Origin of the sequence: Microbacterium sp. MRS-1, from assembly GCF_000585455.1 — a bacterium.
GTDB classification, from domain to species: Bacteria; Actinomycetota; Actinomycetes; order Actinomycetales; family Microbacteriaceae; genus Microbacterium; species Microbacterium laevaniformans.
Map to the genome: position 1 here is coordinate 29,582 of NZ_JAUF01000014.1, position 16,103 is coordinate 45,684.

Here is a 16,103-nt window from a genome sequence, read left to right on the forward strand (position 1 = left end):
TTTCGGCAGCGGCTGCCCGGTGGATGCCGAGTGGCGGCATCCACCCCCGACACGGGCCGGGTGCCGTAAACTTCTTCGCACCATGGACGACCCTCCCAGTTGCAGACGATCGCCCCACCGACCCTCCCCGAGCATGATCGGGGGTGACGTGTGATGGAACTCGTCATGCTGGGCGTGGGGCTCCTGCTCACCATCGGAACCGGCCTTTTCGTCGCGAGCGAGTTCGCGCTCGTCAACCTCGACCGCGCCGACCTCGAGGCCCGCCAGGCGGCCGGGGAATCGCGGTTGTCGCTGACCATCAGCGCGTTGCGGATCACCTCGACGCACCTGTCCAGCGCGCAGCTCGGCATCACACTGACCACCCTGCTCACCGGCTACACGATGGAACCGGCCCTCACCACCCTGCTCAGCCCCGTGCTGACCGCGTGGGGCGTTCCCGACGCGGTGGTTCGCGTCGTCGCCACGACCGTCGCCATCGCCGTCGCCACGACGTTCTCCATGATCCTGGGTGAGCTCGTGCCGAAGAACTTCGCGCTGGCCATCCCGCGTCAGACCGCGAAACTCGTCATGCCGTTCCAGGTCGCGTTCACCACGGTGTTCCGTCCTGCGATCACCGTCCTGAACGGCTCGGCCAACGGCATCCTGCGGGGGATGGGGATCGAACCCAAGGAGGAGCTTTCCGGAGCACGCACGGCAGAAGAGCTCTCCAGCCTGGTGCGACGCTCGGCCAGTGCCGGTGTGCTGGAGGAGGACACCGCCTCGCTGCTGGATCGCACGCTCACCTTCGCACGACTGACGACCGCGGATGTCATGACGCCGCGTCCCAGCATCCATGCGGTCGCCGCCGGCGACAGTGTCGAGGACGTCATCCAACTGGCCCGCCGCACGGGTCACAGTCGCTTCCCGGTGTTCGACGAGTCGATGGACGACATCACCGGGATCGTGCACCTCAAACAGGCCGTCAGCGTGCCGCGCGAGCGTCGTGGCGACGTTCCCGCGGCCGCCATCGCGGAAGAGCCGCTGCGCGTGCCCGAAGCCGTCCACCTGGATGCCGTCATGTCGGAGCTGCGCTCGCGCGGCTATCAGATGGCCGTCGTCGTCGACGAGTACGGCGGCACCGCCGGCGTGGTGACGCTGGAGGACCTCGTCGAGGAGATCGTCGGCGAGGTGCTCGACGAGCACGATCGCTCCCGCGCGGGCGTCGTGCGCGTGGCTGGGGCGGTGACGTTCCCGGCGGAGCTGCGTCCCGACGAAGTGCTCGATCGCACCGGCATCCGCGTGCCTGAGGCAGACGTGTACGACACCGTCGGCGGTTTCTTCATGTCGACGCTCGAGCGCATCCCCGTCGTCGGCGACCGCATCGAGCTGGAGGACGGCACGCTGGAGGTGCAGCGCATGGACGGCCGACGCGTCGACCGCGTCAAGTTCACACCCCACCCGTTGCCGGAGGGCGCCGAGGCGTCCGACACGGCGCGCGAGGCAGGTGAGGGCCGATGAGCGACTGGGCCGGAATCGCGTGGCTGGTGGTGCTGCTCGCGTTCAACGCGTTCTTCGTCGGCGCCGAGTTCGCGGTGATCTCCGCGCGTCGATCGCAGATCGAGCCCCTGGCCGAGAAGGACTCCAAGACCGCGGTGACCGCGCTGTACGCGATGGAGCACGCCACGCTGATGCTCGCGACGAGTCAGCTCGGCATCACCATCTGCTCGCTGCTGATCCTGAACGTGTCGGAGCCGGCGATCCATCACCTGCTCGAAGTGCCCCTGGGGTTGACGGGCTGGAACGAGGCGGTCATCGGCGGCGTCGCGTTCGCGATCGCCCTGGTCCTCGTGTCGTACCTGCATGTCGTGTTCGGCGAGATGGTGCCGAAGAACCTCGCGTTCTCGCTCCCCGACCGGGCCGTGCTCATGCTGGCGACACCGCTGGTGTGGACCTCGAAGCTCTTCTACCCGATCATCGTCGCCCTCAACTGGCTGGCCAACCACATCGTGCGCCTGTTCCGGGTCGAGCCGAAGAACGAGGCGGCGTCGACGTTCACCCTCGACGAGGTGGCCACGATCGTGAACCAGTCACGGATCGAGGGCGTGCTCGACGACGCTTCCGGCGCCGTGACGGCCGCGTTGGAGTTCACCGACAAGAAGGCGCGGGACGTCGCCGTACCCCTGTCGGAGCTCGTGACGCTTCCCGAGACGACGACGCCCGACGAGATCGAGCGCGCCGTCGCCAAGCACGGCTTCTCGCGCTACGTGATCGTGGATGCCGAGGGCATCCCTCTCGGCTACGTCCATCTCAAGGATGTGCTCCGCGCGGCTGAGGGCGCCGGCGCCGATGAGAAGGTCGCCGTGCCGATCAAGCCGAAGCGCATCCACCACATGGTTCCGGTCGCCGAGACGACCGACCTCGAGGATGCGCTGGCCCTCATGCGCCGCACCGGCCGTCACCTCGCGCAGGTGCGCAACGCCCGGGGCGAGACGACGGCGGTGCTCTTCCTCGAGGACATCATCGAGGAGCTCGTCGGCGAAGTGCACGACGCGACGCGCCGGGGCTACTGAGCCGAAGCGGCGTTTCGACTCGGCCCTGCGGGCCTCGCTCAACGACCGGGGTCGTCCCCTCCGTCGTTGAGTGGGCGAAGCGAGCCGAAACGCCGTTGCGTCCTCAGCGGGTCGCGGGGCGGGCGCGCTCGTACTGCGGCGGCCAGAGGCCGGTGTCCGGCTCGCCCAACTCCACCTGGGCGCGCAGAGCGAAGTGCGGATCGCGCAGCCACTCGCGACCGGCCAGGATCACATCGGCGTCGCCGGAGGCCAGGATCTGCTCCGCCTGAACGCCCGAGGTGATCTCTCCGACGGCGCCGACGGCGACGCCGGACCGTCGGTGTACCTCGGCGGCGAGCGGCACCTGGTAGCCGGGGCCGGTCGTGATGCGCTGGTGGGCGACGAGACCGCCGCTGGAGATGTCGAAGAAATCGACGCCGCGCGCGGCCGCCCATCCGGCGACGGTCGCCGTCTGCGCGGCATCCCAGCCGCCGTCGGCCCAGTCGGATGCCGAGAAGCGCACGAGAGTCGCGGCATCCGGGGCGGCGCTGCGGACGGCGTCGACGACCTCCAGCAGCAGCCGGGCGCGGTTCTCCAGGCTGCCGCCGTACTCGTCCTCGCGCGCGTTCGACAGCGGCGAGAGGAACTGGTGGAGCAGATAGCCGTGCGCGGCGTGGACTTCCAGCATCTCGAAGCCGGCGGCGACCGCCCGCACCGCGGCGGCGGCGAACGCCTCGACGATGCGGCGGATGCCCGCGGCATCCAAGGCCTCCGGCGCCTCGAATCCGTCGTAGGCGATGGCGGAGGGGGCGAGAGTGGTCCATCCACCCTCGGCGGCGGGGACGCTGCCGCGGCGCCCGGAGAACGGTGAGAAGGTCGAGGCCTTGCGTCCGGCGTGGGCCAGCTGCACGCCGGGAAGAGCTCCGCGGGCGCGGATCGCGGCAACGATGGGCGCCCACGCGTCGCGCTGTTCGTCGTTCCAGAGGCCCACGTCCTCGGGGGAGATGCGTCCCTCCGGGGTCACCGCGGTCGCCTCGGCGATGACGACACCGGCGCCGCCGGACGCGAACTGGGCGAGGTGAACGTGATGCCAGTCGTTGGGTACGCCGTCGGTCGCCGAATACTGACACATCGGCGCGACCCAGAGGCGATTGCGGACGGTGCGTCCGGCCAGTTCGTACGGGGTGAACAGCAGGCTCATGATGGCTCTCCGCGGGCTCGATGCGGGTGGGCGTTTCGACTCGGCGCTTTGCGCCTCGCTCAACGACCGGGGACGGGGACGGGTAGGGTGGCGCGCATGAGCGCACCCTCGCCGTGGACGGCACCGGAGACGGCCACCTTCCTCAGGGTGCCAACGGCGAGCGACGACAAGTATTCCCGTGGCGTGGTGGGCATGCGCACCGGGTCGGAGGAGTTTCCCGGAGCGGCTGTTCTGGGCGTCGAGGCCGCGTGGCGGACAGGGACGGGGATGGTGCGCTACCTCGGTCCGCGCCGGGCCGCCGATCTCGTGCTCCAGCGTCGCCCCGAGACGGTGACGGCCGACGGGCGGGTGCAGGCGTGGGTGGTCGGCTCGGGCACGTCTCCCGCCACCCGCACCGCTGCCGAGACCGCGGCGGTGCGGACGATCCTCGCCGGTCAGGTGCCGGTCGTCGTCGATGCCGGCGCGCTGGATCTCGTCGTCGCGGCATCCGCCCTCACCGGGGATCGCGCTCCGCTGGTGCTGACGCCCCACGATCGCGAGCACGCCGCACTGCGCGATCGACTGGGTCTGGCCCCGGCCGTCGACCGGGAGCAGGCTGCCCTCGAGACGGCCGCCGTCACCGGCGCTGTCCTGCTGCTGAAGGGGTCGACGACGCTGATCGCGACGCCCCCGGGGACGCTGCGTTCGGTGACGGCGGGCGTCGCGTGGCTGGCGACGGCCGGCACAGGAGATGTCCTCGCCGGCATCCTGGGGGCGCTGGTGGCCGGAGCTCCGGATCGTCTTGCGGATGCCGCCGCCTGCGCGGCCTGGGTGCACGGGCGGGCGGGAGCTGCCGCGTCCGCCCGCCACGGCGGGGGTCCGCTGGTCGCTCTCGACGTGGCACGCGCGGTGTCGAGGGTCGTGGGCGAGCTCGTCTCGGAACGCTGAGGTCGCCTCCCTAGGATGGGGGGATGATGAGGCGGAGCGTGCTGTGGACCGCCTTCGCGATCGTTCACGTCGGTGTCGCCTGGCTCGGCTTCGTCCTGCCCAACGAACCGATGGGAGACGTCTACCGCGTCTACGAACCGTGGTCGACGAGCGCACTGCAGGGGCACGGCATCGTCGGCATCGACCAGTCGTGGGTGTATCCCCAGCTCGCGCTGCTGCCCATGCTGCTGGCGCACGCGTTCGCGTGGATCGCCGGTTACACCGTCGGCTGGGCGATCGTCGTGATCGCCGCGGATGCCGTCGCGTTCGCCGTCCTGGTCGGGCGCGCCCGCTCGGCGGGACGCGTGACGGCCGCATGGTTCTGGCTCGCCTACGTGGCGGTGCTCGGTCCGGTCGGGCTGTACCGGCTCGACGGGTTCACCGTGGCGCTGGCCGTGCTCGGGTGTCTCTGGCTCATCGGGCGTCCGTGGGCGGCGTCGGCGCTGCTGTCGGTCGCGACGTGGATGAAGGTGTGGCCCGCCGCGATCCTGGCCGCCGCGATCGTGGCGCTGCGTCGCCGCGGTGCGCTGGTGGGCGGTGCGGTGCTCGTGAGCGCGGCGACACTGCTCGCGGTCGGCGCTCTCGGCGGTGGGGCGCGCGCCTTCGGCTTCATCGGCGATCAGACGACGCGCGGTCTCCAGGTGGAGGCGCCGGTCAGCATGCCGTACCTCTGGGGCGCTCTGCTCGGCATCCGCGGGTTCTGGGTGTACTACGACCAGCATCTGCTGACGTTCCAGGTCACCGGCACCCAGATCGATCCGGTGATCGCCGCCATGACTCCCGCTCTCGTCGTGGCGATGATGGTGGTCGCCGCCCTCGGCGTGTGGGCCGTGGTGCGCGGTGTCCGTTACGCGACGCTGTTCCCGACGCTCTCACTCGCCTTCGTTCTCGGGTTCATCGTCTTCAACAAGGTGGGCTCGCCGCAGTACCTGTGCTGGCTGGTGCCGTCGGTGGTGCTCGGGCTCGTCATCAATCGTCGCCGCTGGATGGCCCCGGCGTCGGTAGCGCTGTTCGCCGCGCTGCTCACGCAGCTCGTCTACCCGCTCACCTACAACGGCGTGCTCTCCCCGCAGCTCGTGCCGGTGAGTCTGCTGACCCTTCGCAACCTCGTGCTCTGTGCGATGTTCGCGTGGATGATCGTGCGCCTCGTGGCCATCGCCCGTCGTGCGCCCGCATCGGCCGCATCCGCACGCGCGCCCCGCGAGTCCGCCGCCCCGCTCGTGCCCTGACCCCGTCGTCACCGATCCCGTCGTCACCGATCCGAAGGAGCTCTCATGCTCGTCGCCTTCTCCGTCGCCCCCAGCGGCACCGCCCCTCACACGCCGACCGCCGCAGACGGGTCGGTGCACGACGCGGTCGCCGCCGCCGTGAAGGTCGTCCGCGACTCGGGTCTGCCGCACCGCACGACCTCGATGTTCACCGAGGTCGAGGGGGAGTGGGACGAGGTGTTCGCGGTCGTGAAGGCCGCGACGGATGCCGTCATGCCGTTCGGATCACGCGTCTCGCTGGTGCTCAAGGCCGACATCCGCCCGGGCCGCACCGGCGAGCTCGATGGAAAGATCGAACGGTTGGAGACGGCGATCGCGGCGTTGGAGGTCGACGGGTAGGCGGCCCCGGGACGCCGCCGGCGACCGGTAGCATGGCCGGGTGATCTCCTCGACCCCGTCGAGGGGTGCGGCGATGTGGGCGCTTCTCTCCCTCGCCATCGGCTCGTTCGGCATCGGCATGACCGAGTTCGTCGTCATGGGCTTGCTCCCGAACATCTCCGCTGACCTGCTGCCGGCGACGTGGGCCTCCGCGCCCGAGGACGCCGTCGCGCAGGCGGGGTGGCTCATCACCCTGTACGCGCTCGGCGTCGTCATCGGCGCTCCGACGATCGCGGGTGTCGTCGCGAAGTATCCACGCCACCGTGTGATGCTGGCGCTGGCGGCGGCCCTGACGCTCGGCAACACGCTGACGTTGCTGGCTCCGACCTTCGAGCTGGTCGCGGCATCCCGCGTGCTGGCCGGGCTGCCGCACGGCGCATACTTCGGTATCGGCGCTCTTGTCGCCGCCGACGTCATGGGGCCGGGAAACCGCGCCAAGGGCGTCGCCTTCGTGCTCACGGGCCTCACGGTGGCCAACGTCGTCGGTGTGCCGTTCGGCACCTTCCTCGGGCAGCGCTTCGGGTGGCGGATCGCATTCCTCGTCGTCGCCCTCATCTTCGCCCTCGCCGCAGTGATGATCGCGCTGACCGTGCCGGCCCATGCGGGCGATCCCGGACGGACGCTCCGCGCGGAGCTGCGCGCGCTGCGGATCGGCCAGGTGTGGCTGACCCTGGGGGTCGGTGCGATCGGGTTCGGCGGGTTCTTCGCGGCCTACAGCTACGTCGCGTCGATCGTCACCGAGGTCGCGGGAGCTCCCGCGGCCGTGGTGCCGGTGATCCTCATCGTCATGGGCATCGGCATGACGATCGGGAATCTCGTCGGCGGCCACCTTGCTGATCGCGACCTGAAACGCACGATGCTGGCGGGCCTCGGCGCTCTCATCGTGGTGCAGGTGCTCCTCGCCCTCACGGCGGGCGCGCTGATCGCGCTCGGCCTGTTCATCTTCTTGGTCGGCTTCGTGTCCTCGGTGCTGAGCCCGTCGATCCAGACGCGGCTCATGGACGTCGCCGGCGACAACCAGTCGATCGCCGCGGCGCTGAACCACTCCGCGCTGAACATCGGCAACGCCACCGGGGCGTTTCTCGGCGGCGTCGTGATCGCGGCCGGCTTCGGCTTCGTCGCACCGGTCTGGGTGGGAGCGCTGCTCGCGGCATCCGGCCTCGTGCTCGCCCTCGTGAGCTTCGGGATCGAGGCGCGCTCCGCACGAACCGCCGCCGCGGTGGCCTGACGCCGGGATCAGGCCTGCAGCAACCGCCGCAGGTGCGCTCCGACGGCGGTCGTCTCGATGAGGAAGCCGTCGTGACCGAAGTCGCTCGACAGCACGATGGCGCCGTCGTCGATCGTCGAGCGGATGCCGCGCGCGATGCGGTGCTGTCCATCGATCGGGAACAGGCGGTCGCTATCGGTGCCGAGCACGAGCGTCGTCGCGGTGACACGCGCGAGGGCATCCTCGACCCCGCCACGGTCGCGTCCCACGTCGTGGGAGTTCATGGCCTCGACCAGCGTGATGTAGGTGTTCGCGTCGAAGCGGCGCGTGAACTTGTTGCCGTGGAAGTCGAGATAGCTTTCCACGGCGAAGCGGCCCCCGTGACCGAGCGGGCTCTTTCCCGACTGCCACGATCGCTGGAAGCGCTGGTTGAGTTCGGTGGGGCTCCGGTAGTTCAGCAGGGCCATGCGGCGGGCGAGCGCGAGGCCGCGGTGCGGTCCCTCGCCGTCGGGAGCGTCGTAGTACTCACCGTCGGCGAAGCGCGGATCGATCTGGATGGCTTCCAGCTGCACGCCGTTGAGCGCGATCTGGTCGGCCGTCGTCGTCGGCGGAGAGGAGAGTACGGCGAGCCGCGCGACGCGCTCGGGCTGGCCCACACCCCACTCGAGCGCGTGCATGCCGCCCATCGAGCCGCCGACGACCGCGGCCCACACATCGATGCCGAGCGCATCCGCAAGGCGCACCTGGGCGGCGACCTGGTCGCGGACGGTCAGGTACGGAAAGCGTCCCGCCCATTCGTACCCGTCGGGGGCGATCGATGACGGCCCCGTCGAGCCCTGGCATCCACCGAGCATGTTCGGGGCGACGACGAACCAGCGGTCGGTGTCGATGGGGGCGCCCGGGCCCACGATGTCGTCCCACCAGCCCGCGGTGGGATGACCGGGTCCCGCGGCGCCGCGCACGTGACTGTCGCCGGTGAGGGCATGCAGCACGAGCACCGCGTTGTCACGGGCGGGCGACAGCTCGCCCCAGGTCTCGTAGGCCAGGCGGATGCCGGGAAGCTCCCGACCGCCCTCGGTCGTGAAGGCGCCGAACGCGGCGAAGCGGCGGTCGCCGGCGGGATCGCCGTCGCGCCAGGCGCCCGTCGCCGGGGGGCGGCCGCGCAGCAGGCGCGCGTCGGCCTCCGTGATCGGTGCACTCGGCACCGTGTCTTCGGAGGTCTGCCAGTCCATGACGTCCATTCTCCCGGGTCTCGGATATCGCAAACGGACTGTTACGACCACCACCTCCGCAGAAACGCACGAACTCCGCAGCGGGAAGCGTTTCCGGCTGCGGAGTTCGCGGCATCCTGCGGAGTTCGTGCACCCGTCGGGGACGGGTATGCTGCTCCGCGGCGGGGCAGGGCTCAGGCGCGGGCGGCCTCGGAGACCTTGCGCGCGGCGGCGAGGGCCTGCTCGAGGTCGGCCTTGAGATCCTCGACGTTCTCCAGACCCACCGACAGGCGGACCAGGCCCGGGGTCACACCGGCCGTGAGCTGCTGCTCCGGCGTCAGCTGCGAGTGCGTCGTGGATGCCGGGTGGATGACGAGCGAGCGGACATCGCCGATGTTGGCGAGGTGGCTGAAGAGCTCGAGCGCGTTCACGAACTCGCGACCGGCCTGGACGCCGCCCTTGAGCTCGAACGACAGCACCGCGCCCACGCCCTTCGGGGCGTAGCGGTTCGCGGCCGCGTACCAGGGCGAGGTCGGCAGGCCGGAGTAGTTGACCGAGGCGATGTCGTCGTGGTTCTCCAGCCACTCGGCGATCTCCTGCGCGTTCTGCACGTGACGCTCGATGCGCAGCGACAGGGTCTCGATGCCCTGGATGAGCAGCCAGGCGCTCTGCGGCGAGATGGCGGCGCCGAGGTCGCGCAGCAGCTGCACGCGTGCCTTGATGACGTACGCCAGGCCGTCGCCGACAGCCTGCGTGTAGACCGCGCCGTGGTAGGAGGGGTCGGGGGTGGTCAGGCCCGGGAAGCGGTCGGCGTGCTCGGACCACGGGAACGTGCCGCCGTCGACGATGGCGCCGCCGATGACGGTGCCGTGGCCGCCGAGGAACTTGGTGGCCGAGTGCACGACGATGTCGGCGCCGTGCTCGAACGGGCGGATGAGGTAGGGCGTTGCGATCGTGTTGTCGACGATGAGCGGCACACCGGCCTCGTGGGCGACGTCGGCGACGGTGCGGATGTCGAGCACGTTGATCTGTGGGTTGCCGATCGTCTCGGCGAAGAACAGCTTCGTGTTGGGGCGGACCGCGCGGCGCCATTCCTCCGGGTCGTCCTGGTTCTCGACGAACGTGACCTCGATGCCGAGCTTGCCCAGCGTGTACTTGAAGAGATTGTAGGTGCCGCCGTAGATCGAGCTCGACGACACGAAGTGGTCACCGGCCTCCGCGATGTTGAGGATCGCGAATGTCTCCGCTGCCTGGCCCGACGCGACGAGGAGGGCGCCGGTGCCCCCCTCGAGGGCCGCGATGCGCTGTTCGACGACGTCCTGCGTGGGGTTCTGGATGCGGGTGTAGATGTTGCCGAACTCCGCCAGAGCGAACAGGTTCGCGGCGTGGTCGGCGTTGTCGAACACGTAGGAGGTGGTCTGGTAGATCGGCGTGGCTCGCGCCTTGGTCACGGGGTCGGGCTGCGCGCCCGCGTGGATCTGCGTGGTCTCGAAGCGCCAGTTCTCGGATGCGGACATGTCGGGCTCCATCGGGTGAATCGGAAGTGGTGGGGAGCCGGGGTCGGATGCCGCGGCCATCACTGACAGTAGAGTTCGCGCCCGTTGTCAACAACGGTCGGGAAATGTGACGTAATGAACGCACTCGCCTCGGCATCCGATGCCGTGACGTAGCGTGGGGGCATGACTTCGCCGCAGGAGAGTTCTCAGGACCACCGTCGTCGCGCCGTGGTGACGGGAGCGAGCTCCGGCATCGGTGCGGCGACCGTCCGCGCCCTGCGGGCGTCGGGCTGGGACGTGGTGGGTGTGGCTCGCCGCGCGGAGCGGCTGGTCGCGCTGGATCGCGAAACCGGGTCGGCATCGTTCGCCGCCGACCTGTCGAACGAGACCGACGTGGCGGCGCTGGCCGAGCACCTGGCACGCACCGGGGCGGTGCACGCCCTCGTGCACGTCGCCGGCGGCGCGCGGGGCACCGACCGGGTCGAAGACGGCGACCCGGCGGACTGGCGCTGGATGTTCGAGGCGAACGTGCTGTCGGCGCAGCTGGTCACGGCGGCCCTGCTGCCGTTGCTGCGGGCAGGGATCGACGACGGCGGCCACGCCGACACGCTGTATGTCACCTCGACCGCGGCACAGACGGCGTATCCCAGAGGAGCCGGTTACAACGCGGCGAAGGCGGGCGAGGCGATGCTCGTGCACGCCCTGCGCCTGGAGCTGAACGGCGAGCCGATCCGCGTGACCGAGGTCGCGCCGGGCATGGTCTACACCGAGGAGTTCACCCTCAACCGACTGGGCGGCGACCGCGCCACGGCCGAGAAGGTCTACGAGGGCGTCGAGCACCCGCTCACCGCGGACGATGTCGCGGATGTCATCGCGTACGCCCTCAACGCGCCCGGCCACGTCAACCTGGACCTCGTGACGATGCGCCCGGTCGCCCAGTCCGCGCAGCACCTGCTGGCGCGCGGCCGCCTCCGCCCGCGCGCCTGACCCCGCGAAAGAGGCCAGCGGCGTCAGGACGCGGGGGCGTCGGCGAACGCGACCTTCGGAACGAACACGAGCAGCAGGGCGGCGAGGAATCCGCCGCCGGCGCAGATCGCCCACACCGTCAGGTAGCCACCGAGGGAGGCCGCGGTCTGGCTGGCCACGGCGCCGGCGCCGGCCGCGAGCACCACGCCGAACACGGCTGAGGAGAACGATCCGCCGATCGTCTTGGTCGTGTTGGTCAGTGCCGTCGCGATGCCGGTCTGCCCGCGCGGGGCGGCGGCGGCCGCGGCGGCGGGAAGCGCACCGACCAGCGCGCCGCAGCCGAGCCCGGCGATCGAGAGGTTGAGCAGCACCTGCCACAGCTCCCGGTGGAACGGCAGGAAGAGCAGATAGCCGATACCCACGAGCAGGGATGCCGCGATCAGTACGACCCGTGGGCTCGCCCGCCGCGAGGTCACGGCGAACAGCACGGCGCCCACGATGAGTGACACGAGGTAGACCCCGATGATGTTCGAGCGCTCCGTGGCATCCAGCCCGAGCCCGTAGCCGAGGGAGGGATCGGTGCCGGCGTACGTCGACAACGGTCCCTGCGCGCCGAGCAGGCTGATCCCGATGAGGAAGGCCGTCGCCTGCACCGGCCACATCTCGGGTCGGCGCAGCACCCGGATGTCCACCGCCGGGTCGTCCTGGCGCAGTTCGAAGCGCACGAACCATACGAACACCGCGACCCCGGCCAGCAGCAGGGCGACGACCCAGGTCCAGGCGGCGGTGCCGAGCGCCAGCTCGCCGATCATCCGCATCCAGGCCAGACCGCCCGTCACGAGCAGCAGTGCCCACGCGAGCAGTACAAAGCCCCTCGTGTCGAGGCGTCGTCCGCCCTCGGGTGCGGATTCGGGAACGCCGATCCAGATGACGAGTGCGACCAGCGTGACGGCGATCGCCGGCACGACGAGCGTCGCGGTGAGGTTCTGGCCGCTTGCGGCGAAGATCCGTCCGGCGGCGAGAGCGCCGATGATCGCGCCTGCCTCCAGCCCGACGACCAGCAGACCCGCCGCGCGGCGGGTCGTCGACACTCCGCGCTGCTGCACCCGCCCGCGCTCGAAGATGAGGGCGATCTCCAACGGCAGCCAGACGACGTAGAAGCCCTGCAACGCCCAGGCGATCAGAAAGCTCCAGAACGAGGTCGCGAACACCAGCCACCAGGTCGCCCCGGCCGTGAGGATCGCGGCGATCAGCAGGATGCGCTTGTGCCCGTACATGTCGCCGAGTTTCGCGAGCACCGGCACGACGAGCGCCGACAGCAGCAGCTGCGCCGCCTCGAACCAGTTGACGTCGGAGTCGTGGATGCCGAGGGAGACGACGATGTCGCTGAACAGCGGCACGTAATAGCCCTGCAGGATGCCGCTGACGATCTCGACCAGGATGAACCATCCGATGAGGCCGGCGGTGATGCCGAGGCCCCGGGGAAGGCGGGCCGAGCGGGTGCGGGGGCTCTTCGCCGTCGAGGAGCCTGCGGAGGAGGAGGTCACGGCGTTCACTCTATCCACGCGTGTGTGTCGCGCACCGCGGCGGCGCCTAGGCTGAATGCCGTGACGAGCGAGCGCGAAGTACTGACGTGGAACGGTTTCGGTGAGGCGACCCGGGCGTTGTCCCGATCGATCGTGGCGGACGGGTTCGTTCCCGACGTCGTGGTGGCGATCGCCCGCGGGGGCCTGCTGCCCGCCGGCGCCATCGCCTACGGCCTGGGGGTGAAGAGCTGTGGCGCTTTGAACGTGGAGTTCTACACCGGCATCGGCACCGTGCTGGAGGCGCCGGCGCTGCTGCCGCCCGACCTCGACCTCGGTTACCTGCCCGGCAAGCGCGTCCTGCTCGTCGATGACGTCGCCGACAGTGGGCGCACGCTCGCCCTCGCCGTCAAGATGCTGCGCGACGCCGATGCCGACGTGCGATCGGTCTGCATCTACACGAAGCCCGGCAGTGTCGCCCAGCCCGACTTCTCGTGGCGCGAGACCGACCGCTGGATCGACTTCCCGTGGTCGGCCGCCGGTTCGGTGATCGAGGAGGACGCCGGCGCGGAGGCGAGCGCCTGATGGCGATGGCCCTCGATGAGCTGGCCGATGCCGGACTCATCGACGCGGATTGGGCGCACGCGCTCGCTCCGGTGGCGCCCGACATCGCGGCGCTCGGCGAACGACTGCGCGCCGAGACCGCGGCAGGGCGGCCGTATCTCCCCGCGGGCGACAAGGTGCTCCGCGCCTTCGCGAGGCCGCTCGCCGAGGTCAAGGTGCTCATCGTCGGGCAGGATCCCTACCCGACCCCGGGCCACCCGATCGGGCTCTCGTTCGCCGTCGATGCGCACGTGAGGCCCCTGCCGCGAAGCCTCGCCAACATTTACCAGGAGCTGGAAGCCGACCTCGGCATCGCACGGGCACCGCACGGCGACCTCTCCGCGTGGAGCGACCAGGGCGTCATGCTGCTCAACCGCGTGCTGACGGTGGCTCCCGGCGCTCCCGCGTCGCACCGCGGGTGGGGATGGGAGACGATCACCGAGCACGCCATCCGCACCCTCGTCGCCCGGGATCGGCCGCTGGTCGCGGTGCTGTGGGGGCGGGATGCCGCGAACCTGCGGCCCCTTCTCGCGGGGACCCCGACCGTGGAGTCCGCCCACCCTTCGCCGCTGTCGGCCAGTCGGGGCTTCTTCGGCTCGCGTCCCTTCTCGCGTGTCAATGAGCTGCTCGTCCAGCAGGGTGCGACGCCGGTCGACTGGCGTTTAGGCTGAGCCACATGCTGGAGGAGGAGTACGACAAGAGTCGGCGGCGGCTGCCCGTGCACCTGCGCCGCAGCGAGCAGGAGCGCCCCTTCTCCTACGAGATCCGGCCCGTGCGGGACGGCGATATTCCGGACATCCGCGAGATCTACAACTACTACGTCACCAACTCGGTGGTGACCTTCGACGAGAAGAAGTGGTCGCTCGCCCAGTGGCGCGAGAAGCTCGAGCACCTGGCCAAGCTCGGCATGCCGTTCCTCGTGGCGCAGTCGCCCAGCGGGCAGATCCTCGGCTATGCACTCGTGCAGCCGATGTCGGCCAAGTCGGCGTACCGCTACAGCGTGGAGAACTCGATCTACCTGGGGCAGGCGGCGACGGGCAAGGGACTCGGCCGTGCGCTCCTGGAGGCGCTGATCGCGGCCAGTGAGGCGGCCGGCATCCATCAGATGGTCGCGGTGATCAGCGACAAGGGGGCCGAGTCCTCCATCGCCCTGCACGAGAAGCTCGGCTTCGTCGAGGTCGGACGGATGGGACGCGTCGGCTTCAAGTTCGGCCGCTGGCTCGGCACGATCTACCTGCAGAAGCAGCTGTCGCCGGTGAAGAAGAAGCGTTCGCTGTTCTCGCGCTCGGAGCGCTCAGAGGGGTGAGGGCGCGGCGTCGCGGACCGCGTCGATCAAGGTGCGCCAGGCGCCCTCGGCGTCCGCCTCGCTGACGATCGCACGGTGGGAACGACCGTCGACGTGAGCTTCGATGGTCCAGGTGAATCGGTCGGCGCCCTGCGCGGTGGGGGCAGTGGCCGAGCTCGGGCGATGCTCGCCCCTGTCCTCGGCATCCCAGGGGCAACGTTCCACGAGCTGCTTCCAGCGCGCACTCTCGTGGGGAGGTGCTGAGAGGTGCCAGCGGCGCGTGAATCCCGCGACGCCGCCGGAGCGGACCATGCTCACGGTCAGGGCGTGCGCATCGGCGTCATTCGCGGTCTCCGGCAGATCGCGCGGATCGGGATGGTTCGTCACGGGCGGTCACACCGACGGCGTTCCACGCGGTGCGGACGGCGTCGGCTTCCTCCGATCTCTCACCGTACTCCCGCTGCGCGACCGCCGTGGTCGCCGCCGCGAACGCCGAGAAATCCGCCGTCGGCGGCACGGCGCCCTGCGTCACGGTGAGGTACCAGATGCGGCCCGCTCGTTCCCACGCGTGACCGCCGAGCGCGGTGGCGACGAGGTGGAAAGCCTTGTTCGGGATGCCGGAGTTGATGTGCACGCCGCCGTTGTCCTCGCTCGTGCGGACGTAGTCGCGCATGTGGGCGGGCTGAGGGTCTTTGCCGAGAACGTCGTCGTGGTAGGCCGTTCCGGGTGCCTTCATCGAGCGCAGCGCCACGCCCTGAACGGCGTCGGTGAAGATGCCGGCCCCGATCAGCCACGACGCCTCCGCGGCGCTCTCGCCGGCGCGATGCTGCTCTGTCAGCGCGCCGAAGACGTCGGCTACGGACTCGTTGAGCGCTCCCGACTGTCCCTGGTACTCGAGACCGCCGCCGTGTTCGATCACGCCGTGGCCGAGCTCGTGCCCGATGACGCTGATCGAAGAGGTGAAGCCCCGGAACACCTCGCCGTCGCCGTCGCCGAAGACCATCCGCTCGCCGTTCCAGAACGCGTTGTCATAGCGGTCGCCGTAGTGCACGCTCGCCGCGAGGGTTCCGCCCGCGCCGTCGATCGAACGGCGTGCGAACGCATCCCAGAACAGCTCGAAGCTCGCGCCCAGCCCCTCGAAGGCCTCGTTCACGGCGACGTCGGCGACGGCCGGGTCGTCTTCGCCGCGCACGCGCACGCCGGGAAGCGTTTCGCGGTGCTGCGCGTCGGAGATGACGCGGTCGGGCGCCGGCTCTCCCTGCAGGAGGAGGGCGTCGCCGTCGACCGACAGATCGAGCCGCGCCCGACCGCGCGCGGGCGCCGGGTGGGAGGGCCGTGCGATCGCCAGGGTCGCGCGGGCGGCCTCTGCGGCGTTCGCGAGGTGTGGGGCATCGGTGGCGGCCAGGCGAGACAGCAGATACGGCGGGACGATCGCGAACATGGCGTCACCCTACGCCCGGCATCCGACGTG

16 protein-coding genes are annotated in these 16,103 nt (G+C 70.4%); 10 read left to right on the forward strand and 6 right to left on the reverse strand.

Features of this window, described 5'->3' with window-relative positions; translation table 11 throughout:
* The first annotated feature begins 153 nt into the window (after positions 1 to 153).
* The gene (locus AS96_RS03710; RefSeq protein WP_036285795.1) at positions 154 to 1,497 is read left to right on the forward strand and encodes a hemolysin family protein; all 1,344 of its coding nucleotides are present in this window, start codon (positions 154 to 156) and stop codon (positions 1,495 to 1,497) included.
* Positions 1,494 to 2,549 (forward strand): hemolysin family protein, encoded by a 1,056-nt coding sequence (locus AS96_RS03715; RefSeq protein ID WP_036285797.1) that lies wholly within the window; start codon positions 1,494 to 1,496, stop codon positions 2,547 to 2,549. Before AS96_RS03710 ends, AS96_RS03715 begins: the two co-directional genes overlap by 4 nt.
* A gap of 103 nt (positions 2,550 to 2,652) precedes the next feature.
* On the opposite strand, the gene AS96_RS03720 is transcribed toward AS96_RS03715, so the two are convergent.
* The gene (locus AS96_RS03720; protein WP_036285799.1) at positions 2,653 to 3,729 is read right to left on the reverse strand and encodes an NADH:flavin oxidoreductase/NADH oxidase; all 1,077 of its coding nucleotides are present in this window, start codon (positions 3,727 to 3,729) and stop codon (positions 2,653 to 2,655) included.
* A 96-nt stretch (positions 3,730 to 3,825) separates the two neighbouring features.
* On the opposite strand from AS96_RS03720, the gene AS96_RS03725 reads away from it, so the two are divergent.
* From AS96_RS03725 to AS96_RS03740, 4 genes are all read left to right on the forward strand, one after another.
* Entirely contained in the window at positions 3,826 to 4,656 is an 831-nt protein-coding gene (locus tag AS96_RS03725) for an ADP-dependent NAD(P)H-hydrate dehydratase (RefSeq protein ID WP_036285801.1), read from the forward strand.
* A 23-nt stretch (positions 4,657 to 4,679) separates the two neighbouring features.
* Positions 4,680 to 5,924 carry a glycosyltransferase 87 family protein gene (locus tag AS96_RS03730; protein WP_231477089.1) on the forward strand — a complete coding sequence of 415 codons (1,245 nt, stop codon included), beginning with the start codon at positions 4,680 to 4,682 and terminating at the stop codon, positions 5,922 to 5,924.
* Positions 5,925 to 5,969: 45 nt separating this feature from the next.
* Entirely contained in the window at positions 5,970 to 6,302 is a 333-nt protein-coding gene (locus AS96_RS03735; protein ID WP_036285803.1) for a thiamine-binding protein, read from the forward strand.
* Positions 6,303 to 6,375: 73 nt separating this feature from the next.
* Positions 6,376 to 7,569 carry an MFS transporter gene (locus AS96_RS03740; protein ID WP_036285805.1) on the forward strand — a complete coding sequence of 398 codons (1,194 nt, stop codon included), beginning with the start codon at positions 6,376 to 6,378 and terminating at the stop codon, positions 7,567 to 7,569.
* Between the two features lie 8 nt (positions 7,570 to 7,577).
* Here the strand turns inward: AS96_RS03740 and metX are convergent, their stop codons facing one another.
* Together metX and AS96_RS03750 are read right to left on the reverse strand one after the other, a co-directional pair.
* Entirely contained in the window at positions 7,578 to 8,780 is a 1,203-nt protein-coding gene (gene metX, locus AS96_RS03745; protein ID WP_036285807.1) for a homoserine O-acetyltransferase MetX, read from the reverse strand.
* Positions 8,781 to 8,953: 173 nt separating this feature from the next.
* Positions 8,954 to 10,276 carry a bifunctional o-acetylhomoserine/o-acetylserine sulfhydrylase gene (locus AS96_RS03750; RefSeq protein ID WP_036285912.1) on the reverse strand — a complete coding sequence of 441 codons (1,323 nt, stop codon included), beginning with the start codon at positions 10,274 to 10,276 and terminating at the stop codon, positions 8,954 to 8,956.
* A 162-nt stretch (positions 10,277 to 10,438) separates the two neighbouring features.
* On the opposite strand from AS96_RS03750, the gene AS96_RS03755 reads away from it, so the two are divergent.
* Positions 10,439 to 11,242 (forward strand): SDR family oxidoreductase, encoded by an 804-nt coding sequence (locus tag AS96_RS03755; protein WP_051498736.1) that lies wholly within the window; start codon positions 10,439 to 10,441, stop codon positions 11,240 to 11,242.
* A 23-nt stretch (positions 11,243 to 11,265) separates the two neighbouring features.
* On the opposite strand, the gene AS96_RS03760 is transcribed toward AS96_RS03755, so the two are convergent.
* Positions 11,266 to 12,768, reverse strand: a complete 1,503-nt coding sequence (locus AS96_RS03760) for an MFS transporter (protein WP_197017256.1) — start codon at positions 12,766 to 12,768, stop codon at positions 11,266 to 11,268.
* A 60-nt stretch (positions 12,769 to 12,828) separates the two neighbouring features.
* On the opposite strand from AS96_RS03760, the gene AS96_RS03765 reads away from it, so the two are divergent.
* Genes AS96_RS03765 through AS96_RS03775 form a run of 3 tightly spaced genes read left to right on the forward strand, consistent with a single transcriptional unit; the run spans position 12,829 to position 14,653 of the window.
* Positions 12,829 to 13,329, forward strand: a complete 501-nt coding sequence (locus tag AS96_RS03765; protein ID WP_036285811.1) for a phosphoribosyltransferase — start codon at positions 12,829 to 12,831, stop codon at positions 13,327 to 13,329.
* Entirely contained in the window at positions 13,329 to 14,018 is a 690-nt protein-coding gene (locus tag AS96_RS03770; RefSeq protein ID WP_036285813.1) for a uracil-DNA glycosylase, read from the forward strand. Before AS96_RS03765 ends, AS96_RS03770 begins: the two co-directional genes overlap by 1 nt.
* A 5-nt stretch (positions 14,019 to 14,023) precedes the next feature.
* Positions 14,024 to 14,653, forward strand: coding sequence for a GNAT family N-acetyltransferase (locus AS96_RS03775; protein ID WP_036285815.1), 630 nt, complete (start codon positions 14,024 to 14,026; stop codon positions 14,651 to 14,653).
* Here the strand turns inward: AS96_RS03775 and AS96_RS03780 are convergent.
* On the reverse strand, positions 14,642 to 14,944 hold the full coding sequence (locus AS96_RS03780; RefSeq protein WP_231477090.1) for a protealysin inhibitor emfourin: 303 nt from the start codon (positions 14,942 to 14,944) through the stop codon (positions 14,642 to 14,644). The genes AS96_RS03775 and AS96_RS03780 overlap by 12 nt on opposite strands.
* Before the next feature lie 28 nt (positions 14,945 to 14,972).
* Positions 14,973 to 16,073, reverse strand: coding sequence for a M4 family metallopeptidase (locus AS96_RS03785; RefSeq protein ID WP_036285819.1), 1,101 nt, complete (start codon positions 16,071 to 16,073; stop codon positions 14,973 to 14,975).
* Positions 16,074 to 16,103 lie beyond the last annotated feature (30 nt).